Below are 21,830 nucleotides of genomic sequence, written 5' to 3' on the forward strand. Positions count from 1 at the left end.
TCCTGCTGTCCGCCCCCTCACCCGAGGAGGCGCAGGTTCACCACTGGTTGCGGCGACGCTCCCAGCGCTCCTCCATGCGGGCCATGAAACCCCCGCGCGGCCGGGGATCGCGGGCGGCCCGCAGGCGCCCACCGCCCGCCGCGGGACTCGGTGCCGCCGGGGTCGAGGCGGCCCGTGGCGGTGTGAACGCCCAGACCGTCCCAGCCAGCATGATGACGAAGCCACCGGCACCGACCCACACTTCGCGGACGGCTACTCCGATGACGAGCAGGACAAGACCCACGACGAGGGCAACGCCGCCCACGAGCAGTCGTCGACGCGCAGCCTGGGCGCGGTGCGACCCGCGCATGGCCGACGCGAACTTCGGATCGTCCGCGGACAGCGCGCGCTCCATCTGCTCGAGCAGACGCTGCTCATGGTCCGAGAGCGGCACCTGTACCTCCTGGCATGCGCACGGTGAGCTACAACCATAAGTCTCCCGTCACGTCCGGGAAACTCGATCGAAGACTCTGCCTCCTTGCAGGTCCTCGCATGTCCAACGATCGGCCCAGCGTCGAGTTCCTGCCCGCCGGGAGCAGTGTTCAAACGGCCCGGCAGCGCGCCGTCGCCACTTTCCCCCGAAGCGGGCCCGGCGGGCGTCGCCGGCCGGGGCGCGACGCCACCCGGTCCGCCGCTCACCGCGGGGCCGCCGCGGCCCACGGGTCCCCGCCCTCCGCACCCGGCGGCGGGAGCAGGCTCGCCGGCCGGACCGCCCCGCGGCCGAAGCGCGCGCTGACCCGGTCCACGGCCTCGTCGGCCTCCCGCCACCCCTGGGGCCGCTCCCCCAGGACCAGCTGGCGGTGCTGGGCGGAGGCCGGCACGAGACCCTCCACCCGCACGCCGACCAGGCGGATGCGCGCCCGCTGCAGCCCGAGCGCCTCGTACAGCCCGTGGGCGGTGGCGTGGACGACGCGCGTGACGTCGGTCGGCTCGGGCAGGGTCCGGGAGCGGGTGAGGGTGGTGAAGTCCGCGAACCGGACCTTCAGCACCACCGTGCGCCCGGCCAGGCCGGCGGCCCGCATCCGGCCGGCGGTGCGCTCGGCGAGGCGGAGGATCTCGCGGTGCACGAGGCGGGGGTCGTCGACGTCGCGTGCGAACGTCTGCTCGGCACCCACGCTGCGCTCCTCCCTCTCCGCGTGCACGGGCCGGGGGTCCCGGCCCCAGGACAGCTCGTGCAGGGAGCGGCCGGTGGCCTCGCCCAGGGCGCGGCGCAACGTCTCCACAGGGGTGTGCGCGATGTCGGCGACGGTGCGCAGCCCCAGGCGCAGCAGCGTCTCCTCCGTCCGCTCCCCCACCCCCCACAGCGCCGCCACCGGCAGTTCGTGCAGGAACTCGACGGTGCGGGCACGGGGGACGACGAGCAGGCCGTCGGGCTTGGCGGCCGCGGAGGCGAGCTTGGCCACGAACTTCGTGGCGGCCACCCCGACGGAGCAGGTGATGCCCTGCTCGTCGGCGATGCGGTCGCGCAGGAGCCGGGCGATCGCGGTGGGTCCGCCGAGGCGGCGCCGCGCGGCGGCCACGTCGAGGAAGGCCTCGTCGAGGCTGAGCGGTTCCACGCGCTCGGTGGTGGAGCGGAAGACGGCCATCACCCCGGCCGAGACCCGGGCGTAGTCCTCGTGGTGCGGTGGCAGGACCACCGCCTGCGGGCACAGCCGCCGGGCCCGCCCCATCGGCATGGCGGCGTGCACGCCGGCGCGGCGGGCCTCGTAGGTCGCGGAGAGCACCACGCCGCGGCGCCCACCGCCCACGATGACCGGCCGGCCCCGCAGGTGCGGGTGGCGCAGCAGTTCCACGGAGGCGAAGAAGGCGTCCATGTCGACGTGCAGGACGGTGCACCCGGTGTCGTCGGGCACCTCCCCGGCGGGCTGGACCGGCCGGGGGACGCGCCGGCGGCTCACGGCCGCCGGCCGCGCGGGGACGTTCCGCCGGGCGGCACCGGCGCGTCGCCGGCCGGACGTCCCCGCCACGACGGGAGCCGGACGCGGGGCCCGAGGGGCGCAGCCCTGGGCGTGAGGTCAGCGGCGGGCGTGCACGTGCAGGTGGCCCGCCGCGGACAGCAGTTCCTCCGAGCGGGCCGCCTCGGCGTCCAGCCGGTGCAGGAGGGCCAGGTCGGACTCGGACTCCGCGCAACTGCTGTGCACGAGGTCGCTGAAGGCGCGGGTGCCCTCCACCGCGGTGACGGTGAACCCGGCGCGCTCGGTGAGGTCGGTGGCGGAGGCGCGGTCGAAGCGGCGCAGCAGCGGGTCGGCGGGACCCCAGCGGTGGTCGGGGCCGGCGGCGAGCTCGAGGGCCTGCGCGAGGTGACCGGACAGCGCCCGCGCCAGGACGGCTCCCGTCCACTGCGCCACCAGCAGGCTGAGCAGGCCCTGCGGGCGCAGCGCGGCGTGGGCCGAGCGCAGCGCGGCGAGCGGGTCCTCGACGACCTCCAGGACGCCGTGGCACAGCAGCAGGTCGGCACCGGCCTCGGGGAGGAGCACGGCGAGGTCGGCGGCGTCGCCCTGCACCGCCCGCACCCGGTCGGTGACCCCGGCCTCGGCGCTGCGCCGCTCCAGCGCGGCCAGGGCGTCCGGGCTGGGGTCGACGACGGTGACGCGGTGGCCGAGGGCCGCGATGCGCACGGCGAGCCCGCCGGTGCCGCCGCCGAGGTCGACCACGGACGCCCCGCCCGTCCCGTCCGGTTCCGCAGCCGGGCACTGGGCCAGCAGGCGCTGCACGCCCTCCCACAGCACGCCCGCCGCCCGGGACCCGCTCCGGTCCTTGGACACGCGTTCCTCCTGGGTGCTCGTCGGGGCGGCGCCGCCGCCGGGTCGCGGTGGTCGCCCGAACCCCGCGCCCACCCTAGACAGGTCCGCCCGGCCCGCCGCGGGACGCCGCCCGCGACGGGCCGGGGCGCAGCCGCCGGGCCGGTGGGGACGGCCGTCACGGCGGCGCTCACCGCCCGGAACTGCCGGGGCTGGCGTGCCAGACCTTGCGGGGCCCCCCGCCGCCTCGGGGATCGTCCCCTGGTGGGCGGACGTCCGCGTACGGCGACTGCCGGAAGCCGCTGGGGTGCACGAGCACCCGGCGCCCGCCCATCCCCCCGGCGCGCCGCCCGTCCTCCGCGGCGTCCGCCCGGTCCCCGCCGAGGGTGCGCGCCCCGAACTCCGCGCTCGGCGGGCGGGTCACGACGGGCCTGGTGGATCGGCTGGCGGCGGCGCCGGCCACCGCCTCCGGCGAGACCGCCCCGGGCAGCGGCGAGGCCGCGAGCACCGCGTGCACCGCGTCCCGGCCACCGGTGAGCCACGTCCCGTGCAGCGGCGGCAGTTCCCAGGCACCCGTGGCGCGCAACGACACCCCGCGCGGGCCGGTGCGGCGCAGCACCCCGCGCACCAGCAGCAACCAGGAGTGGAAGACGGTCGCCGCGTAGGGACCCTGGGCGTCCTCGAAGAAGGTGACGTCGAGGGGGCCGGTGGCGTCGTCGAGGGTGAGGAACACCACCCGGCGCCCGGAGCGCACCGGCGGCGTCTGGGTGGCCACCTTCACCCCGGCGACGAGCAGTTCGCTGCGGCTGCGGCGGCGCAGCAGGTCGCGGGCGCGGGTGGTGCCGAGGTCGGCGAGCAGGGCCGCGTAGAAGTCGAGGACGTGGGCGCTGGCGTCGAGGCCGAGGACGTCCAGCTCGGCGCGCACGCGGTCAGCTCCGGTCATCTCCGGCAGCCCGCTCGGGCGCGGGTCGGCGGGTGCCCCGCCGAGGTCGAGCGCCAGCTGGACCGGCAGGGCGGCCGCCTCGGGTGCGGGTGCGGGTGCCTGCGACTGCGAGCGGGCCGCCGCCCGCACGTCCGCGCTGCGCGGGGCCCGCCCCACCGTCGCCCCCGCCACCGTCGCCCTGGTCGCCGTCGTCCCGCCGCCCGCTGCGCCGCCGGCCGCGGTTCCTCCTGCCCCGGTTCCCCCGGTCCTGCTCCGCCGCGGTGCGGCCGGCCGCAGGGCCCGCTCCGCCCGTTCCAGCTCCGCCAGTTGCAGCAGCAGGTCCCGTCGCGTCGCCCGGCCCCGCCGCGGGATCGGGGAGCGCCCCCGGGCAGGCACGCCCATGCCGTGCACGGCGTCGAGGGCCCCGGCGAGGACGAGCCGCTCCGCGACGGGGCGGGAGGGGCGGGCCCGCTGCCACAGGTCGGCCAGGCAGTCGTAGGGGCGGGCGGCGACGATGCGGGCGACCTCCTCGTCGGTGATGCCCCGCACCTCCGCCAGCGGCAGCCGGATGCCGTAGCCGCGCCCGTCGGGAACCCCCCACGGCCACTGCCCGTCCCCCCGGCCGGGCCCGGCGGTCTCCAGGACCCCCTGCCCGCCGGTTCCCCGCGGGCCGGGGTCGATGGGCGGTTCCACCCGCTCCACCCGGTACACCGCGTCGGAGGCGTTGACGTCGAGGCCGAGGACCTCGATGCCCAGGTTGCGCGCGTCGTCGAGGATCAGCCGCTTGGGGTACATGCCGGGGTCGTGGGTGAGGACGCCCGCGAGGAACGCCGCCGGGTGGTGGGCCTTCAGCCAGGCCGACTGGTACGTCGGCAGGGCGAACGCCGCCGCGTGCGCCTTGCAGAAGCCGAACGAGGCGAAGGAGCGCAGCACGTCCCAGATCCGCTCCACGGCAGCGGGTTCGAAGCCGTGCTCCAGCGCCGCCGAGCGGAACCACGGCTCCACCGCGGCCTGCCCGTCGCGCGAGCCTAGACGGCGGCGCACCTCGTCGGCCTCGGCGAGGTCGACCCCGGTGGTCGCGGAGATCACCTCGATGACCTGCTCGTGGAACACCACCACCCCGCACGTCTGCTCCAGGACGCGCCGCAGCCGCGGGTGCAGGAACTCCGGCGGCGCCCAGCCCTGCCGCGCCCGCAGGAACGGCGTGACCATGTCGGACTTCACCGGCCCGGGGCGGAAGAGGGAGATGTCGACGACGATGTCGGCGAAGGTCTCGGGGGCGAACCTGCCCACCAGTTCCCGCTGCCCGGGTGACTCGATCTGGAAGCAGCCGAGGGTCCGGGTGGACTGGACGAGGCGGAACGTCGCGTCGTCGTCGAGCCGGACCTGCGCGCGGTCGTCGAGGTCGACGCGGACGCCCTCGACGCGCTCCACCTCCGCCACGGCGTGGGACATGGCCGACTGCATGCGGATGCCGAGCACGTCGAGCTTCAGCAGGCCCAGCGCCTCCACGTCGTCCTTGTCGAACTGGCTCATGGGGAACCCCGACCAGCTCGCCTCCACGGGCGTGCGGTCGAGCAGGGACAGGTCCGAGAGCACGATCCCGCAGGGGTGCAGGGCGACGTGGCGGGGCAGGCCGTCGAGCTGCTCGACGAGGGTGAACAGCCGGTCCAGGCGCCGCTCCCCCAGCCCGCTGCGGCGCAGCTCGGGCAGTTCCGCGATGGCGGCGCGGGCGTCGCGGGCACGGATGTGCGGGAACGCGGTGGCGATCGCGTCGATCTCCTCGGGCGGCATCCCCAGGGCGGCACCCACGTCGCGCACGGCGTGGCGGACCCGGTAGGTGTCCATCATCGACACGCACGTGACCCGTTCCGCCCCGAAGCGGGCGAGGATCGCCTCGTACACCTGCGCGCGCCGGTCGGACTCGACGTCGAGGTCGATGTCGGGCAGGGAGGCGCGGCGGGGGTTGAGGAAGCGCTCCATGAGGAGTCCGTGCTCCAGCGGCTCGACGCCGGAGATGCCGAGCAGGTGGTTGACGAGGCTGCCGGCCCCGGAGCCGCGCGCCGCGACCCGCACGCCGAGGCCGCGGACGAGGTCGCAGACGTCGGCGACGGTGAGGAAGTAGGTCTCGAAACCGGTCGCGGCGACGGTGCGCAGCTCGGCGTCGAGGCGGCGGTGGACGGCGGCGGTGAGCCCGGTCCCCGCGTGCGGGTAGCAGCGGGGGATCCCCGCCTCGCAGCGCGCGCGCAGCACGGCGGCGGCGTCGGTTCCCCCGGCCAGGCCGAGCACGGCCCGGTCGGGCAGGTGGGGCCGGCCCAGGCCGAGGTCGGCGACGGGGTCAGTGCGGCAGCGCTGTGCGAGGTCGGCGGTGGTGGCGAGGAGTTCCGCGGCGGTGCGGGAGGCCCCGGGCCCGGCGGTGCGCGCGACGGCCAGTGCGGTGCGGGCCATGTCGGCGGCGGGGAGCAGGTGGGCCTGCCCGGTGGTCCGGTCGAGGTGGCGCTCCCCGAGGGGGGCGAGGCGGCGGATGGCGTCGAGGAGGTCGGTGACCACCGCCCCGCCGGGCGCCGGTGAGCGCACGGCGTTGGTGAGGACCGCCGGCACGCCCACCGCCCGCGCCAGCGCCAGCATCCGGGCGGCGTGGGGCAGGCTCGCCGGGCGGCGCTCGGGGCCGTGGTGGCAGACGACCTCGACGTGCAGGCAGCCCTCGGGCAGCAGTGCCCGCCAGCGTTCGAGGACGGCGCGGGCGAGGTCGTCGCGGCGGGCGAGGACGGCGCGGCCGACCTCGGAGGCGGGGCCGAGGAGGACGGCGAGGTTCCCGCCGCCGGCTGCGGCCGCGACGAGTTCGGCGCTGCTGACGGGGTGGCCGCGCTCACCCCGCAGGTGCGTCTCGCTCACCAGCCGGCACAGCGCGGCCCAGCCCGCCCCGGGGTCCGCGGGCGAGCCGTGGGCGGCTGTTCCGCCGCTGCCGGTGGCGAGCACGAGGACGCGGGGGTGGCGGGGGTCGACGCTGCGGCCCCCGCGCACGGGCACGCGGGGGTGGGGGCGCTGCGCCGCCGCGGAGGGGTCGGCCCAGGCGGGCAGCCCCCGCACGAGCTCGGTGGGCTCGACGGCGAGGTCGACGCCCAGGACGGGGGCGATGCCCGCCTCCCGGCATGCGAGGACGAACTTCACCGCCCCGTAGAGGCCGTCGCGGTCGGTCAGGGCCAGGGCGTCCATCTCGAGTTCCACCGCCCGGGCCACGAGCGCCGCCGGGGTCGCCGTGCCGTAGCGCAGGGAGTAGCCGGAGGCCACGTGGAGGTGGGTGAACTGCGGTGCGGGGGGCATGTCGGGTCGTCCTGTTCCCTGGTGTGCTGGGCTCGTCGTGAGCCGTCGGCGCCCGTGGGGAAGGACGGACCTGGTGGGGTGCGGCGTTCAGCCGCCGGGGGCGGGCATCAGCTCGCGGTACCGGAGCCGGGCCGCAGGAACCCGGCCTGCACGGGGTCGACCCGCGCGGCGTCGGCCTGCGCGGCGTCGGGGAGCAGGGGGATCGGCGGCAGGCCGAGGACGGCCTCCACGGCCCGGTGGAACGCCTCGGCCTGACGCATGAGGTACGCGGCCGCTTCGGCGTCGACGACGTCGTGCCGGCCCGCCTCGATGGCGGAGCGGCGCCGGGCGCTGGCCGTGAAGAACGCCGCCCAGTCCGTCAGCTCCGGCGCCACGCGGGGAAGGGTCTCCCAGGCGCTGCGCGGCGTGCTGCCTCGCCGCCGGGGAGCCGCGGAACCGCGCACCGCGAGCACGGCTGCGGCGCAGCGCAGGGCTGCCAGGTGGGCGTGGAGATAGCGCTCGGCGACGTCGTCGCCGTCCCATGCCGCGAGGAGGTCCTGCCGGGAGCGCTCGAGCAGGTCGAAGGCCGCGGGGGTGACGGGCATCCGCTCTGCCACCACCGGCTCGGCGGCGGGGACGGCCGTCCTGCGCGGCCGCGGGGAAGCGGTGCGGGGGGTGGGCATCGGGTCCTCCTCAGTCGCTGACGCGCAGCAGCCGCCACGCGCCGTCGTCGAGCGGGGCCGGGGTGGCCGCGGTCCCGGGAGCGGCGGGACGGCACAGGTCGTAGACGCCGGCGCTGCTGCTGCGGCCCGCGCTGGCCTCCACGCGCCAGACCTCCCGCTCCACCTCCGCGAGGGTGTCCTCCACCGGGTCCCCGGTGGGGAGGTCGGCCCCGTGGACGGCGGCGACCGAGGCCTCCCACCAGGCGCTGCGCTCGCGCCAGCAGGCCAGGACGTCGTGGACCACGTAGAACCGGCCCCTCCAGAGGAACTGCGCAGGGGCGGGCGCTGTTCCCCCGACGACCCCGGTCCTGACGTGCACCGCCTCGGCGAACCGCCGCACCCCGCCCACCTCCCCCGACCGCTCCGGTGACGGCCACGGTCCCGTCGCTGCACCCATCACACCCCACGGGTACGACACGTCGGGGTTGACGGCCCGCAGCCGACGGGCCGGGGGAAGACGGCCCAGGACGGGGCACCCGGCGTGCGGTCTGCGGGAGCTTCCCCTCTCTCGCAGCCGCAGCCGGGTACCCGCCTCGTTCGAACACCTGTTCGAACGCTTCGAAGATACACCGATCACCCTCCGTCGCGTCAACGGAAGGGGAGTCGCCCCCGCGACACCCTCACCCGGGCGGGGACGTTCGGCCGGGCGACACCGGCGCGTCGCCCGCGCAACGTCCCCGCCCCGCGACACCCTCACCCGGGTGGGGACGTTCGGCCGGGCGACACCGGCGCGTCGCCCGCGCAACGTCCCCGCCCCGCGACACCCTCACCCGGGTGGGGACGTTCGGCCGGGCGACACCGGCGCGTCGCCCGCGCAACGTCCCCGCCCCGCGACACCCTCACCCGGGTGGGGACGTTCGGCCGGGCGACACCGGCGCGTCGCCCGCGCAACGTCCCCGGGGGAACGGAGCGGCGTCAGCCCATGTGCGGGTAGCGGTGGTCGGTGGCCGGCACGAACGTCTCCTTCAGCGAGCGCGGGCTGACCCAGCGCAGCAGGTTCAGCGGGGAACCCGCCTTGTCGTTGGTGCCGGAGCCGCGGCTGCCGCCGAACGGCTGCTGTCCCACGACCGCTCCCGTGGGGCGGTCGTTGACGTAGAAGTTCCCCGCCGCGAAGCGCAGCGCCCGCATCGCCTCCGCGACCGCCGCGCGGTCCTGGGCGATGACGGCGCCGGTGAGGGCGTACTCGGAGGTGGACTCCGCCGTCTCGAGCACCCGGGACCAGTCGCCGTCGTCGTAGACGTGCACGGACAGCAGGGGCCCGAAGTACTCGGTGCGGAAGGACTCGTCGCCCGGGTCGTCGGAGAGGATGACGGTCGGCCGGACGAACCAGCCCTCCGAGTCGTCGTAGGTGCCGCCCGCCGCGATCTCCAGCCCGGCGGAACGGGCCCGCTCGATGGCGTCGGCGTTCTTGCGGAACGCGCGGGCGTCGATGACGGCGCCGGTGAAGTTGGACAGGTCGGTCACGTCGCCGACGGGCAGGGCGTCGACCTCGGCGCAGAAGTCCTTCCCCATCCGGTTCCACACCGAGCGCGGCACGTAGGCGCGGGAGGCCGCGGAGCACTTCTGCCCGGAGTACTCGAACGCCCCGCGCAGCATCGCCACCTTCAGCGCCCCGGGGTCGGCGGAGGGGTGCGCGAGGACGAAGTCCTTCCCGCCCGTCTCCCCCACCAGCCGCGGGTAGGTGCGGTAGTTCGCGATGTTCTCCCCCACCGAGCGCCACAGGTGCTGGAACGTGGCAGTGGAACCGGTGAAGTGGATCCCGGCCAGGTCGCGGTCGGAGAGCACCACGTCGGAGATCACCGGCCCGGCGCCGTGCACGAGGTTGATGACCCCGGGGGGCAGGCCGGCGGCCTCCAGCAGGCGCATCGTGAAGTGCGCCGAGAACGCCTGCGTCGGCGAGGGCTTCCACACCACGACGTTGCCCATGAGCGCCGGGGCGGTCGGCAGGTTCCCGGCGATGGCCGTGAAGTTGAACGGGGTGACCGCGTAGACGAACCCCTCCAGGGGGCGGTGGTCGGTGCGGTTCCAGGTGCCGGGCGCGCTGATCGGCTGCTCGGCGATGACCTGGCGGGCGAAGCCGACGTTGAAGCGCCAGAAGTCGACCAGCTCGCAGGGGGTGTCGATCTCCGCCTGCTGCGCGGTCTTCGACTGCCCGAGCATGGTCGCCGCGGCCAGCGTCTCCCGCCACGGCCCGGCGAGCAGGTCGGCGGCCTTGAGGAACACCGCGGCGCGGTCCTCGAAGTCCATCGCGGCCCAGTCCGCGGCCGCGGCCTTCGCGGCCCGCACGGCGGCGGCCGCGTCCTCGGAGGTGGCCTCGGCGTACGTGCCCAGCCGCGCGGCGTGCCGGTGCGGCTGGACGACCGGGCGGCGCTCGCCGGAACCGGTGACCTGGTCGCCGCCGATGGTGTGGGTCAGGTCGAGGTCGAGTCCGGCGAGGTCCGCCAGCTTGCCCGCCAGGCGGGCGCGCTCCGGACTGCCGGGCGCGTAGGAGTGGACGGGCTCGTTGACGGGCGCGGGGACCTGGGAGACGGACTGCACGGCGACCTCCGGTCGGGTTCGTGGGGTGTGGTGGTCTCGGCGGGCCGGACTGCTCGTGGGGCGGGGGGGGGTTCAGCGGGTGGTGAGCGAGCGCAGGAAGAACCCCACGTTCGCGGGGCGCTCGGCCAGGCGACGGACGAAGTAGCCGTACCAGTCGGTGCCGTAGGGCACGTAGACGCGGACCGTGGCGCCCTCCTCCGCGAGGCGGCGCTGCTCGGCGGGCTGGATGCCGTAGAGCATCTGGAACTCGTAGCTGTCCGCGTCGCGCCCCGTCCTGGTCACCAGTTCCCGGGCGATGCGCACCAGTCGCAGGTCGTGGGTGGCGACCATGGGGTAGCCCTGCCCCTCCACGAGGATCCGCAGGCAGCGCACGTACGCGCGGTCGACGTCGGCCTTGTCCGGGAAGGCGACGCTCTCCGGCTCGGCGTAGGCGCCCTTGACGAGGCGGATGCGTGAGCCGGCGGTGGCGAGGTCGCGGCAGTCGGCCTCGGTGCGGTGCAGCATCGACTGCAGGACGGCCCCGACGGTGGGCACCTCGGCGCGCAGCGTCCGCAGTGTCTCCAGGGTGGCGTCGACGGTGGTGTGGTCCTCCATGTCGAGGGTGACGAGGACGCCGTTCTCCGTGGCGGCGGCGACGAGCTCGGCGGCGAGCCCGGTGCTGACGCGGACCCCGTCGCGCGGCAGGGCCTGGCCGAGCGCCGACAGCTTCACCGACGCCTCGGCGCCCGCGGTCAGCCCCTCGTCGGCGAGGCGGCGGAACAGGTGCAGGTAGGCGTCGCGGGTGGCCTCCGCCTGCTCGCGGGAGGTGGTGTCCTCCCCCAGGTGGTCCAGCGTGAAGGTCAGCCCCGCGGCGGTCAGCTCGCGGACGGTGCGGACCGCGGCGTCGAGGTCGTCGCCGGCGACGAAGCGGGACACGACGGGCCGGGTGGCGGGCGAGGAGGTCACGGCGCGGCGCAGGGCGTCGCTGCGGGCGGCACCGAGGAGGGCGGTGCGCATGACAGGAGCGAGCACGGGGACCCCCAGGGGTGTCGGCGGGCGGACGCGGTTCCCGGCGGTGGCCGGTCTGGAAACCGTAGGTACTCCTGCTCGCCGCTCGTAGCGACATCTGGAGGATGATGCCCCCGTCTCCTCATACATCCGTATGACCGGAGCGGGCGCGGGCCCCGAGGGCGGGACCGGTGGCAGGAGGGGGACGCGGTGGCGGACCTGCAGGAACTCGTCGACGCCGTCGCCGACCTCACCGGTGCGCCGGTCACCCTGGAGGACCGCGCGTTCCACCTCGTCGCCGCCAGCGGGCACCCCGGCCCCATCGACGCCGTGCGCCAGGACACCGTCCTGCACCGGCGCGCCACCGCGGCCGTCCGCGCCCGCTTCGAGTCCTACGGCATCGCCCGCTCCCCCGCTCCCGTCCGCATCCCCGCCGATCCCGCGCAGGGGCTGCTGGCCCGCTGGTGCGTGCCCGTGCGCTGGCAGCGCGTCGCCCACGGTTACCTGTGGCTCCTCGACGACGGGCGCCTGCCGGAGGCCGACGTGGCCCGGGTGCGGCCCCTGGCGGAGGAGGCCGGTGCCGTCCTCGCCCGCCGCGCACGCCGTCGCGCCGACCTCAGCGGGATGCTCGACGCGCTGCTGTCCGCCGACCCGGCGCGGCGGGAGCGGGCCGCCGAGCACCTGGCCGACACCCACGCCCTGCCCGCCGGCGCGCTGGCCGTGGTCGTCCTCCTCCCGCCCTCCGGAACCGGGCCCCTGGAGGAGGTCAACGCCTGGCGCCTGCCCCGCGGCGTGCTCGCCACCGGCCGCGACGACGGGGCCGTGCTCCTCGTCCCGCTCGGCCCCGAACCGGCCACCGGCAGCGGCCCCCGCACGGGTTCCGGCCCCGCCGAGGACGCCCTCCTCGCGCCCGCGCGCAGCGTGGCCCGGCGCGCGCGGGACCTGCTGCCCGAGCGCAGCCGCACCGCCGCCACCGGGATCTCCGACCCGGTCCCGACCCTGCCGCACGTGCGCGCGGCCTGGCGGCAGGCGAGGGCCGCGGCGCTGCTCGCCGCCCAGCAGCCCGCCCAGCAACCGGCACCGGCCGCGGCGGTGGAGTGGTCCGGGGCAGGGGTGGCCCGGCTGCTCGCGCACGGACGCGCGGAGGACCTCGCCGACGCCGTCCTCACCCCGCGGGTGCGGGCGCTGCTGTCCTGCGGCGACGCGGAACTCCTGCGCACCGCCCGCGCCTACCTCGACGCCGCCGGCAGCGCCCAGCGCACCGCCGCGGAACTGCCCGTGCACCGGCAGACGCTGTACTCCCGCCTGCGGCGCCTGGAGGCGATCACCGGCCTCGACCTCGACGACGGCCGCGACCGGCTCGAACTCCACCTCGCGCTCGCCCTGCTCCCCGTGCTGCCGCACCGCTCGGGCTGACCCCGCCGCGCCGGGCGGCCCGTGATCTGCGGAACCGGCGGAAACCCCCTACCGTCGAACCGTGGAGGCGGGCACCCGCACGACCGAGGAGTCCCGGCTGCTGGAGGAACCGGCAGTCGCGGCGGTCGCCGCCGCCCTGGAGTCGTTGCGCTCCACCGGCAGGGTGCAGATCCTTCCCCCCGGCCTGCGCACACCCACGGACGTCGCCGAGCACCTCGGGGTTCCCCGCGCGGCGCTGGCGACGTGCGTGCTGCTCGTGCCGCCCCCGGCGCCGGCACCGCAGCGCGAACCCTGGTACCGGACTCACCTGTGGAGCCCCCGCCCGGTGCGCGGTGAGCACGACGCGGAGACCGCCGTCCTCGTGGTGACCTCCTGCATCCACCGCGTCGTCCCCGAGCAGGTCGCCGACGTCCTCGGCATGCCCGCCCTCGAAGTCGCCGGCACCGGCCCGGACGGAACCGGCTCCGCCGCGATCGCCCCCCTCGGCCAGCCGGTTCCGATGACCACCCTCGTCGACGTGGCCCTCGCCCCCCAGAGCGTGGTGTGGGTCGGCGCCGGGCACCCCCGCGCCGTCTTCCCCACCCGCTACGACGAACTGCTGCGCCTCACCGGAGGCCAGCCCGTCGAAGTGGGATGACCCGGGAACCCCCGCAACTGCTTGCGGGACTCGCCGTGACCCGCGCCGGACGTCCACCGGAGGAGGCGGAGACGGTCGTGCTCGTGCACGGCCTCGGCAGTTCCACGACCGTCTGGAACCTCGTCGCCCCCGCACTCGCGGAGCGCTTCGCCCTCGTCCTGGTCGACCTGCCCGGTCACGGCGCGGCACCCCTGCCCGACGGCGAGGACCCGCTGGAGGTCATGCGCCCCGCCGCGCTCGGGGCGCGGCTGGTCCGGGCCTGCCGCGAACTGGGGGTTCCCCGCGTCCACCTCGCCGGGCACTCCCTCGGCGGCTGGGTCGCGCTGGAGGCCGCCGCGGAGGACGGCGCCGCCGCGTGCGAGGGCGCCGCGCCGGTCGTGGCGAGCGTCGTCGCACTGGCCCCCGCGGGGCTGTGGGAGCGGCCGCGGCGCCGCCCGCCCCTCGTCCCGACGGGGCAGCAGTTCGCCCGCCTGGGCCGGCGGCTGCCCCGCTCGCTGCTGCGGCGGCGCTGGGCACGCCGCCTCGTGCTCGTCGCGACGAGCGCCGCCCCGGGCCGCCTGCCCGAGGAGGTCGCCCTCGACGCCGTCACCGCGGTGGAGTCGGCCGCCGGGTACCGCGCCGCCGACGCCGGCATCGCCGCGGGCAGGTTCACCCGCGGCCCGGACGTGCGCGCCGTCGCGGCCGTCGCCTTCGGCATCCGCGACCGGGTCCTGCCCGCTCCCCGCGCCCAGCTGCGCTCCGCGGCCCCCGCGGCGTGCCGGTGGCTGGTGTGGGACCGCTGCGGGCACGTCCCGCCGTGGGACCGCCCCGCCGACTGCGCCCGCCTCATCGCGGAGGTCGTGGCGGAGGCGGCGGGACGCGGTGGCTGAGCGGATGGCCGAGCGGATGGCTGAGCGGACTGCACCGCATCGCGCTCCGGGGCACGGGCTCGTAGGCTCGGCGCACGTGACCCCCGCCCCCGGCCTCGTGACGCTGCACCTGTGGAGCGTCCCCACCCGGGCCGTGGTGGCCGCGGCGGCCCGGATGGCCCTCGACCGCCGCCACCTGGCCCGCGCCTCCGGGGTGCGCTTCGCCAAGCTGCTGGGCACCGGCTCCGGTCACACCTTCTCCGTCGCCGACGCCGACCCCCACCGCTGGGCGCTGCTCGTCGCCTGGGACTCCCCCGCCGACGCCGACGCCTTCGAGGACGGCCGCACCGTGCGCGCCTGGGGCCAGCTGGCCCGCGAGCGGCTCCGGGTGCGGATGCGCCCGCTGTCCAGCCGCGGCACCTGGTCCGGGGCACGGCCCTTCGGCGCACCCGGCCGCACCCGCTGCCCCGGCCCCGTCGCGTCCATCACCCGCGCTCGGCTGCGGGCGCTGAAGGCACCGGCGTTCTACCGGGCGGTGCCGCCCGTGGCCGCGGACCTGCAGCGCGCCCCCGGGCTGCGGCTGGCGGTGGGGATCGGCGAGGCCCCCGTCGGGCTGCAGGGGACGTTCTCGCTGTGGAACGACGACGCCGCCCTGCGGCACTTCGCGCACCGGCGCAGCCCGCACCTGGAGGTGGTGCGCCGCACCGCGGCCGAGCACTGGTACGCGGAGGAGCTGTTCGCGCGCTTCCAGGTGCTCGACGTGGAGGGCACCCTCGACGGGCGCACCCCGTAGGAACCGGGCCGGGTTCCGGGAGAGGACCGGCTGGCACCCGGGAAGCGCCCGCGACGGCGGGGCCGCCTCCTCAGCGGGTCCGCCACTCCGTGCGGACGAGGTCGAGGATGCGCGGTCGGTCCAGGGTCGAGGGCTCGGCGTCCTCGACCACGCGGTCGGGGGCGAACACGCCCGCCGCCTGCAGCGTCGCCTCGTCCAGGGAGCGCAGCGAGGGTCCGCCGTCCGGCAGCCGCAGCTCCGGCACCGCCTCCGCGGAGGCCAGGAGGTAGCCCCAGTCCCCGAAGCTCGGCACGTTGACGTGGTAGGGCCGGGTCTGCAGGCCCGCCGCCCGCATCCCCGCCTCGATGCAGGCGAACGTCCTCGGGGCGAACGACGTGGAACCGGCCTGGACGACGACCCTGCCGCCCGGCGCGAGCGCGCGACGCACGAGGCCGTAGAACTCGACGGAGTAGAGCTTGGCCGTGGCGACCGCGTCGGGGTCGGGCATGTCGATGACGACGACGTCGTAGGGGCCCCTCGGCTCCCGCAGCCAGGTGAAGGCGTCGGCGGTGCGCACGGTGACCCGGGGGTCGCTCAGCGAGTCCCCGTTGAGCGAGCGCAGCGGCTCCCACTCCCGCGCGAGCCGCACCATCGCGGGGTCGAGCTCGACCTGGGTGAGGGAGCGCACGGAGCCGTGCTCCAGCACCTCGCGCGCCGCCAGCCCGTCTCCCCCGCCGAGGACGAGCACGCGCTCGTGCGGGCCCGCCATCGCCGGGTGCACCAGTGCCTCGTGGTAGCGGTACTCGTCGGTGCTGGAGAACTGCAGGTCCCCGTTGAGGTAGAGCCGCAGCTCTGGCTGGCGGGTGAGCGTCAGCCCGCGGGTGACGACGATCTGCTGGTAGGGCGTGCGCTCGCTCAGCACGACGGGATCGCGGTAGAGCGCCTGCCGGGCGACCACCTCGAACGGCCCGACGAGCGCGAGCACCCCGGCGAGGACGGCCACCACGACGACGGTCGCCGCACCGAGGGCCAGCCGCAGCCGCCGCCCCAGGTCCGCGCGGAAGAGCCACAGCACGACCAGGGATCCGGCCAGCGCGTTGACCACGCCGACGAGGAGGGCGCCGCGCATGTGGCCGAACAGCGGGAGCAGGAGGAACGGGAACGCGAGACCGCCGAGCAGGGCCCCGACGTAGTCGGCGGCGAACAGGTCGGCCACCGCGGAGCCGGCGTCCTGGCGGCGGATGCGCTGCAGCAGCGTCATGAGCAGCGGGATCTCCGCGCCGATGAGCAGCCCCACGAGGAAGGAGACGACGACGAGCGCCGGGGAGTACAGCTTGAGCCAGGCGAAGGCGGCGTAGAGGACGAGCACGCTGACCCCGCCGAGCAGGGCCAGGGCCAGCTCGACGGCCGCGAAGGCGGCGGCCGCCCTCGGCTGCCACCGCTTGGCCAGCAGCGAGCCCACGCCCATCGCGAACACCATGACGGCGAGCACGACGGAGGCCTGCCCCACCGTGTCGCCCACGAGGTAGGAACCGAGGGCGATCAGGGCGAGCTCGTAGACCAGTCCGCATGCGGCGCAGACGAAGACGGCGGTGAGCACGAGGAACCGCGCGGGCCGCACACCCACCGGGAGCAGCGCGGGCGAGGTGTCCGGGCTCGCGCTGCCCTCCTCGAGCGCCGTCACGGCACGGCTCCCGTCAGGAGATCGAGGCGGCGACGATCGCGCCCCCCGAGAGGTGGGCGACGGCGGTGACCCAGGCGGCGGGGTGCAGGCGGTCCGAGATGAGGGTGTCACCGAGCTTGCCGGGCGTCGCCATGTCCACGACGAAGAACGTGACGGCGAGCATGAGCAGTCCGAGGCCGCCGTAGACGGCCGTGGACAGCAGCCCGTCGGCCAGGTCGTTCTCACTGGTCATGATGGCCGTCACGATGACGGTGGCCACCGAGAGCAGGCCGGAGCACAGCACGAGCGCCGCATTGGCGTTGCGGTGGGTCCAGATGAGGTCCCCGAGCTTGCCCGGCGTCAGCAGGTCGATGACGACGTAGCCGATCGCCATCAGCACCAGGCCGACGGCGAGGTAGGCCACGCTCGCGACCGTTCCCTCGAACAGGTCCTCGATCATCTCTGCCGGCTCCCCTCGTGTGCCGGCCCGGTGGCCGGCTGCTCAACTGTCAGCTCTGGTGTCTGCTCCGCGCGCCTCGCGCACGGGTGGTGCGGGGTGCTCACTTGCCCTCGCCCTCCTCCGCGCCGCCGTCGCCGGGGCCGAACTGCTGGCCCACGTCCTCCGACCACCGGGTGCGGCCCTCCTCGTAGCCGTCCACGAGGACCAGGGTCTGCTCGCCCCGCGGCTCGAAGCGCACGATGTCGTCCTCGTAGCGCAGGTAGATCCGGTCCTGGGCCTGCACGCGGTCGAGAGGGCGGACCTGCTCGCTGAGGCGGGCGGCCGCACCGGCGGGGTCGGCATCGGCCGTGTACGCGGCCGCGGTCCCCACGTCGGCCGAGGACTGCCGCTGGAACAGCTCGGCCGCCTCGTCCTCGACACCGCCACCGATGCCGCAGCCGCCGAGCAGGACCGCCGCCAGCGCAGCCGCGGCCGCACCCCGCCCGGCCCGCTGCAACGCACGCACGTGCTCTCTCACACCGTCGCTCCCAGATCTGTCGGTCGGCTGTCCACCACGGGCGCCGGCAGGGCGACGCTCGTCGAGGTGCTCACGATCTCGCCCGCCTGCGGGTAGGTGTGCCAGGTCTGCCATCGCGCGCACCGGCCGTCGGGGCTCACCTCGCCCACCAGTGCCGTCAGCGCGTCCGCCGCACCGGGGAACACGCCGACGAGCGCGTGCTCGCGCCGCTCCAGCGACGCCCGCAACTCCTCGACGCGAGCCGCGAACTCGCCCGCACCCAGCCGGGCGACGGCGCTGTCGAAGGAGTAGTGCGCCGACCGGCCCGGTGCAGGTGGTGCACCGGGCGGCTGGGCGGAACCCGGCTCCGGCGGGACCGGCAGCTCCTGCCGGACGCGCTCGGGGAGGAACGGTCCCACTCCCGGCAGGCACGCCACCACCTCGGTGAGCCACGGCCGTCCGGCATCGCCCAGGAGGACTTCGTGGGAGGCGCCCAGGACGCGCAGGACCAGCAGGGTGCCGCCGGCCGCGTCCCGGACCGAGAGCTCCGCGAGCGCCTCGGGCGCCGGCCCGCCCAGCCGCCAGGTGAGACCCGCGGCGGTGACGTCGGCGTAGGGCGCGGCGAGGGCCCGGAGCATGCGCCTCCCCCAGCTCTCGGTCGTGCGGTGCGCTCGGATGCTAGCCGAGCCCCCGCCGCTCGATCACCGGCGTGACGCCCCGCCCGGGCGTCGCCCGCGGCCGGAGCCGGAACGGACGCCCGCGGCCGCCGCGGCGTCCTGCCAGAATCCCCTCCATGGTCCTCCGAGGCGCGACGCGGCAGGCGCCGTGCTGACCTTCGTCCACCGGTTGTCCTGCCTCGTGCGCGCCCGCCTGACGGGCTGGCGGCTGCCGCTGGCGATCGCGGTCTTCGTCTTCCTCACCAGCTGGGCGGCGATGGTGTTCGCCGAACCGGCGGACACGGGCATCGCCCGCCCGGAGAACTACTGGTGGTACTTCGTCGTCACCGCGGCCACCGTCGGCTACGGCGACATCGCACCCACCACGACACCGGGCCGGCTCGTGGGCGTCTACGTCATCGTCGGTGGCATCGTGACGCTCACGGTGCTGTTCACCCGGCTCGCCGACCACATCACGTCGATCAGGGGGAACCGCATGCGCGGGGCCGTGGAACTGGACCTCGAGGGCCACGTCGTCCTCCTCGGCTACACCCCCGGGCGCAGCGAGCGCATCGTCGCCGAGCTGACCGCCGAGCGCCGCCTGCGCGTCGTGCTGTGCGCGTGGGAGGACGCCGTCGCGACCGACCCGCTGCCGGAGGTCGCCGAGGTGGACTTCGTGCGCGGCGACCTCTCCAACGCCGACGTGATGCGCCGCGCGTGCGTGGCCCGGGCCCGCACCGTCATCATCGACGGTCGCAGCGACGACGAGGCCCTCACCATCGCTGTCGCCGTCGACCACGCCAACCCCGACGTGCACCTCGTCGCCGCGCTGCGCGACCTCCGGCGCAGCGAGCACTTCCACTACGTCAACCCCCGCGTGCAGTGCACCCAGTGGCACATGCCGTACCTGCTCACCGAGGAAGCCCTCGACCCGGGCATCACGCAGGTCTACACCCAGCTGATGAGCAGCGGCGAACACGGCAACACGTACTCCCTGCGCGTACCGGCGGGTTTCCCCGGGACCAGCTTCGGCGACTGCCAGACGCACCTCGGCCGGCACCACAGCGCCACCGTCCTCGCGCTGCGGGGCAGCGACGGCCTGCGCATCAGCCCCGGCTGGCAGGAACCGGTCAGCGCAGGGGACGTCCTCTACTACGTGGGCTCCCACCGCCTCACCCCGCAGGACCTCGACGCGCGTCGCTGACCAGGCCGCTGCGCTCATGCCGGCCGCGCGCGGAGGAACCGCCGGTCCGCCCGGGACCGCGGCGCTCGGCCGGCGGTCACCGGGTGGTGGACGACCGCGCCGGAACTGCGGCAGGCAGCCCCTTCCCGCGTCCCGGCCCGGCTGCCACCCTGTCCGGATGGCGGGCCCGGCGGAGGGACGGTGGCGCCCGGACGCGCAGCCCGGTGCCCTGCTGCAGGGCTGCCCCGACGGGCCGCGGCTCCCCGGCGCGCACCCCGCGCTGCCCTGCACCCCCGAGGAGCTGGCGACGGACGCGCGGGAGATGGTCGCGGCCGGTGCCGCCGCCCTCCACCTGCACCCCAAGGCCCTCTCCGGCGCGGACTCCCTGGAACCGGCGCACGTCGCCGCCGCCGTGACGCGGGTGCGCGCGGCCGTGCCCGGCGTCGAGGTCGGGGTCACGACGGGTGCGTGGGCGGCGGCCGGCCCGGCCGCGCGGCTGCGGGCGGTGCGCGGCTGGCTCGACGGGCCCGGCGAGCTGCCCGACGTGGCGTCCGTGAACTGGCACGAGGAGGGGGCGGAGCAGCTCGCCGCACTCCTGCTGGAGCGCGGCGTCGGCGTCGAGGCGGGGCTGTGGTTCCCCGGGGCCGTCGCCGCGTGGCGGCGCTCCGGCCTGCGCGCCGACTGCTCGCGGGTCCTGCTGGAGGTGCAGCCGGGGCCGGGTGGGGACGCGGCCGTGCGGGCTGCGGAGGACCTGCTGCGCGCGCTCGGCGACGCCGCACCGCCGGGCGGGGTCCTGCTCCACGGCGAGGACGGCACCTGCTGGCCGGTGCTGCACCGGGCCGGCCGGCTCGGGCTCGCGACGCGCATCGGCCTGGAGGACGTCCTGGTGCTGCCCGACGGAACCCCCGCACCGGGCAACCGCGCGCTCGTGGACGCGGCGGTCGCGGTCCTGGCCGGCTGAGGCCGCCGCGGGCCTGGCAGGCTGCCGACATGATCCTCGAACACGCGGTCCTGAACGTGCGGCCGGGACGGTCCGAGCACTTCGAGGAGGCGTTCGGCCGGGCGAAGTCCATCATCGCCGGGACGTCCGGCTTCCGGCGGCTGACGCTGTCCCGCTGCCTGGAGCGCGCCGACACCTACCTGCTGCTCGTCGAGTGGGACCGCCTGGAGGACCACACGGAGGGGTTCCGGCAGTCGCCGCGCTACCAGCAGTGGCGGGAGCTGCTGCACTCCTTCTACGAGCCGTTCCCCCTCGTCGAGCACTTCGTCGAGGTCCACCGCGCCTGACGCCCCGGCCCGGCCCGGAATCCGGAACCCGGAAAGGACCCTTTCCGTGGTGGCCCCAGGGTGCGGAACCACGGAAAGGGTCCTTTCCGGGAGGGCCGGTTGGTGGTCCCGCCGCCCCGTCCGCGGAACCGGCGAGGAGGCTCAGGCCGGGCAGAGCACCTGCCACGCGGCGGGTTCCATCGTCCAGCGCACGTGCGTCAGCGGCGGCGAGATCTCACCGTCGGAGTTGACCTGGAAGGGCCGCCCGCGCACCGCGGTGATCTCCACCGTGCGGCCCTGGACGGTCCGCACGTCCCGCCGCGCCACGTGCAGGCCGTTGCGGAGGCCGACGGCGTACCCGACACGGGCGACCGGGCCCGTCGAGCCGGCGATGACGACGTCGGCGTTGCCGTCGTGCGGGTCCGCCCCGGGCACCAGCGGCACCCCGCCGCCGATCGTGCCGCCCAGGCCCACGCCCACCATGAGCACCGAGTCCTCCCCGTCGGCCTCCACCCGCCCGTCCACCTCGACCCGCAGGTGGAAGCCGGCGTGCGGGCGGGCCCCGGCGATCACCGCCCCCACCGGGTAGGCCAGCGGCCCGAGCCGGCGCTTGAACGCCATCGCGGCCGCGGCCGCCGCCGCGCCGATGCCGACGTGGGCGGTGTTGACCGTGACGTGCCCGGTGTCCGCGACGAGCAGCTCCACGTCGCGCGCCCGCCCTCCCACCGCGACCCGCGCCGCCGCCACCGGGTCCAGCGGCAGCTTGAGCGACCGGGCCAGGTCGTTGCCCGTGCCCAGCGGGACCAGGCCCATCGGCCCGACCTCCCGCGCCGCCCCCGCCCGGTGCAGCTCCTGCAGGGCGGCGTGCACGGAACCGTCCCCGCCGAGCAGCACCAGCCGGCGCCCCTCGGCGCTCAGCAGCACCTCGCGCAGGTCGGCGAGGCCGGCCGTGGCGCACAGCTCCACCGGCGCCGCCCTGCCGATCTCCACCACGACGCGCTTGACGACCTCGGCGCACGCCCGGCCCGCGGCGGCGTTGACGACGACGCGCACGCCCGACGGCGCAGCGGTGCCCTGGTGGGCGGAGGAGGCATCGGTCTGCACCCCCGCAGCATCCCAGCCACCGCCGGGCGCCCGACAGCGCCGGTGCGGCCCGCACCGCCGGGCGGGGGACCGCGTCC

At 76.4% G+C, this 21,830-nt stretch carries 20 protein-coding genes; 7 read left to right on the forward strand and 13 right to left on the reverse strand.

What is annotated here, in order from left to right:
* Positions 1 to 37: 37 nt before the first annotated feature.
* The 8 genes from CLV92_RS09785 to CLV92_RS09820 form a co-directional block, all read right to left on the reverse strand.
* Positions 38 to 433, reverse strand: a complete 396-nt coding sequence (locus CLV92_RS09785) for a DUF3040 domain-containing protein (RefSeq protein ID WP_104432638.1) — start codon at positions 431 to 433, stop codon at positions 38 to 40.
* 241 nt (positions 434 to 674) lie between these two features.
* On the reverse strand, positions 675 to 1,937 hold the full coding sequence (dinB, locus tag CLV92_RS09790; RefSeq protein ID WP_104432639.1) for a DNA polymerase IV: 1,263 nt from the start codon (positions 1,935 to 1,937) through the stop codon (positions 675 to 677).
* A gap of 117 nt (positions 1,938 to 2,054) precedes the next feature.
* Positions 2,055 to 2,804 carry a methyltransferase domain-containing protein gene (locus tag CLV92_RS09795; RefSeq protein ID WP_104432640.1) on the reverse strand — a complete coding sequence of 250 codons (750 nt, stop codon included), beginning with the start codon at positions 2,802 to 2,804 and terminating at the stop codon, positions 2,055 to 2,057.
* Between the two features lie 166 nt (positions 2,805 to 2,970).
* Positions 2,971 to 7,026: a DNA polymerase III subunit alpha gene (locus CLV92_RS09800; protein ID WP_104432641.1), complete on the reverse strand. Its 4,056-nt coding sequence runs from the start codon at positions 7,024 to 7,026 to the stop codon at positions 2,971 to 2,973.
* A 107-nt stretch (positions 7,027 to 7,133) separates the two neighbouring features.
* Positions 7,134 to 7,688: an SAV_6107 family HEPN domain-containing protein gene (locus CLV92_RS09805; RefSeq protein WP_211291019.1), complete on the reverse strand. Its 555-nt coding sequence runs from the start codon at positions 7,686 to 7,688 to the stop codon at positions 7,134 to 7,136.
* Positions 7,689 to 7,698: 10 nt separating this feature from the next.
* Positions 7,699 to 8,067 (reverse strand): DUF6504 family protein, encoded by a 369-nt coding sequence (locus tag CLV92_RS09810; RefSeq protein WP_104432642.1) that lies wholly within the window; start codon positions 8,065 to 8,067, stop codon positions 7,699 to 7,701.
* A gap of 575 nt (positions 8,068 to 8,642) precedes the next feature.
* Positions 8,643 to 10,265 (reverse strand): L-glutamate gamma-semialdehyde dehydrogenase, encoded by a 1,623-nt coding sequence (gene pruA, locus CLV92_RS09815; protein WP_104432643.1) that lies wholly within the window; start codon positions 10,263 to 10,265, stop codon positions 8,643 to 8,645.
* Positions 10,266 to 10,337: 72 nt separating this feature from the next.
* Positions 10,338 to 11,261 (reverse strand): proline dehydrogenase family protein, encoded by a 924-nt coding sequence (locus tag CLV92_RS09820; protein ID WP_104432644.1) that lies wholly within the window; start codon positions 11,259 to 11,261, stop codon positions 10,338 to 10,340.
* A 201-nt stretch (positions 11,262 to 11,462) separates the two neighbouring features.
* Between CLV92_RS09820 and CLV92_RS09825 the strand changes: the two genes are divergently transcribed.
* The 4 genes from CLV92_RS09825 (at position 11,463) to CLV92_RS09840 (ending at position 14,946) form a co-directional block, all read left to right on the forward strand.
* Positions 11,463 to 12,668: a PucR family transcriptional regulator gene (locus CLV92_RS09825; protein WP_104432645.1), complete on the forward strand. Its 1,206-nt coding sequence runs from the start codon at positions 11,463 to 11,465 to the stop codon at positions 12,666 to 12,668.
* 61 nt (positions 12,669 to 12,729) lie between these two features.
* Positions 12,730 to 13,305 (forward strand): YbaK/EbsC family protein, encoded by a 576-nt coding sequence (locus CLV92_RS09830; RefSeq protein WP_146099481.1) that lies wholly within the window; start codon positions 12,730 to 12,732, stop codon positions 13,303 to 13,305.
* 35 nt (positions 13,306 to 13,340) lie between these two features.
* The gene (locus CLV92_RS09835; protein ID WP_158257184.1) at positions 13,341 to 14,174 is read left to right on the forward strand and encodes an alpha/beta hydrolase; all 834 of its coding nucleotides are present in this window, start codon (positions 13,341 to 13,343) and stop codon (positions 14,172 to 14,174) included.
* Positions 14,175 to 14,250: 76 nt separating this feature from the next.
* Positions 14,251 to 14,946 (forward strand): monooxygenase, encoded by a 696-nt coding sequence (locus CLV92_RS09840; protein ID WP_104432647.1) that lies wholly within the window; start codon positions 14,251 to 14,253, stop codon positions 14,944 to 14,946.
* A gap of 70 nt (positions 14,947 to 15,016) precedes the next feature.
* Here the strand turns inward: CLV92_RS09840 and CLV92_RS09845 are convergent, their stop codons facing one another.
* The 4 genes from CLV92_RS09845 to CLV92_RS09860 form a co-directional block, all read right to left on the reverse strand.
* Complete coding sequence (locus CLV92_RS09845; protein ID WP_104432801.1) at positions 15,017 to 16,561, reverse strand: polyamine aminopropyltransferase; 1,545 nt, start codon at positions 16,559 to 16,561, stop codon at positions 15,017 to 15,019.
* A 61-nt stretch (positions 16,562 to 16,622) separates the two neighbouring features.
* Positions 16,623 to 17,048, reverse strand: coding sequence for a DUF350 domain-containing protein (locus tag CLV92_RS09850; RefSeq protein WP_104432648.1), 426 nt, complete (start codon positions 17,046 to 17,048; stop codon positions 16,623 to 16,625).
* A gap of 100 nt (positions 17,049 to 17,148) precedes the next feature.
* The gene (locus CLV92_RS09855; RefSeq protein ID WP_158257185.1) at positions 17,149 to 17,565 is read right to left on the reverse strand and encodes a DUF4247 domain-containing protein; all 417 of its coding nucleotides are present in this window, start codon (positions 17,563 to 17,565) and stop codon (positions 17,149 to 17,151) included.
* Entirely contained in the window at positions 17,562 to 18,182 is a 621-nt protein-coding gene (locus CLV92_RS09860) for a DUF2617 family protein (protein WP_104432650.1), read from the reverse strand. Before CLV92_RS09860 ends, CLV92_RS09855 begins: the two co-directional genes overlap by 4 nt.
* Positions 18,183 to 18,369: 187 nt before the next feature.
* Between CLV92_RS09860 and CLV92_RS09865 the strand changes: the two genes are divergently transcribed.
* The 3 genes from CLV92_RS09865 (at position 18,370) to CLV92_RS09875 (ending at position 20,670) form a co-directional block, all read left to right on the forward strand.
* A complete protein-coding gene (locus CLV92_RS09865) occupies positions 18,370 to 19,404 on the forward strand; it encodes an ion channel (RefSeq protein ID WP_211291020.1) in 1,035 nt (344 codons plus the stop codon).
* 157 nt (positions 19,405 to 19,561) lie between these two features.
* Entirely contained in the window at positions 19,562 to 20,344 is a 783-nt protein-coding gene (locus CLV92_RS09870) for a 3-keto-5-aminohexanoate cleavage protein (protein WP_104432652.1), read from the forward strand.
* 29 nt (positions 20,345 to 20,373) lie between these two features.
* Positions 20,374 to 20,670: an antibiotic biosynthesis monooxygenase family protein gene (locus CLV92_RS09875; protein WP_104432653.1), complete on the forward strand. Its 297-nt coding sequence runs from the start codon at positions 20,374 to 20,376 to the stop codon at positions 20,668 to 20,670.
* 141 nt (positions 20,671 to 20,811) lie between these two features.
* On the opposite strand, the gene CLV92_RS09880 is transcribed toward CLV92_RS09875, so the two are convergent.
* On the reverse strand, positions 20,812 to 21,753 hold the full coding sequence (locus CLV92_RS09880; RefSeq protein ID WP_158257186.1) for a diacylglycerol/lipid kinase family protein: 942 nt from the start codon (positions 21,751 to 21,753) through the stop codon (positions 20,812 to 20,814).
* Positions 21,754 to 21,830: the final 77 nt, after the last annotated feature.

This window comes from Kineococcus xinjiangensis (assembly GCF_002934625.1).
Classification (GTDB): domain Bacteria; phylum Actinomycetota; class Actinomycetes; order Actinomycetales; family Kineococcaceae; genus Kineococcus_A; species Kineococcus_A xinjiangensis.

Excerpts from the sequence above, each read along its gene's own strand:
- CLV92_RS09800 (WP_104432641.1), bottom strand. The coding sequence starts at position 7,026 with ATGCCCCCCGCACCGCAGTTCACCCACCTCCACGTGGCCTCCGGCTAC.
- CLV92_RS09805 (WP_211291019.1), bottom strand. The coding sequence starts at position 7,688 with ATGCCCACCCCCCGCACCGCTTCCCCGCGGCCGCGCAGGACGGCCGTC.
- CLV92_RS09820 (WP_104432644.1), bottom strand. The coding sequence starts at position 11,261 with ATGCGCACCGCCCTCCTCGGTGCCGCCCGCAGCGACGCCCTGCGCCGC.
- CLV92_RS09850 (WP_104432648.1), bottom strand. The coding sequence starts at position 17,048 with ATGATCGAGGACCTGTTCGAGGGAACGGTCGCGAGCGTGGCCTACCTC.
- CLV92_RS09860 (WP_104432650.1), bottom strand. The coding sequence starts at position 18,182 with ATGCTCCGGGCCCTCGCCGCGCCCTACGCCGACGTCACCGCCGCGGGT.
- CLV92_RS09870 (WP_104432652.1), top strand. The coding sequence starts at position 19,562 with ATGGCGGGCCCGGCGGAGGGACGGTGGCGCCCGGACGCGCAGCCCGGT.
- CLV92_RS09875 (WP_104432653.1), top strand. The coding sequence starts at position 20,374 with ATGATCCTCGAACACGCGGTCCTGAACGTGCGGCCGGGACGGTCCGAG.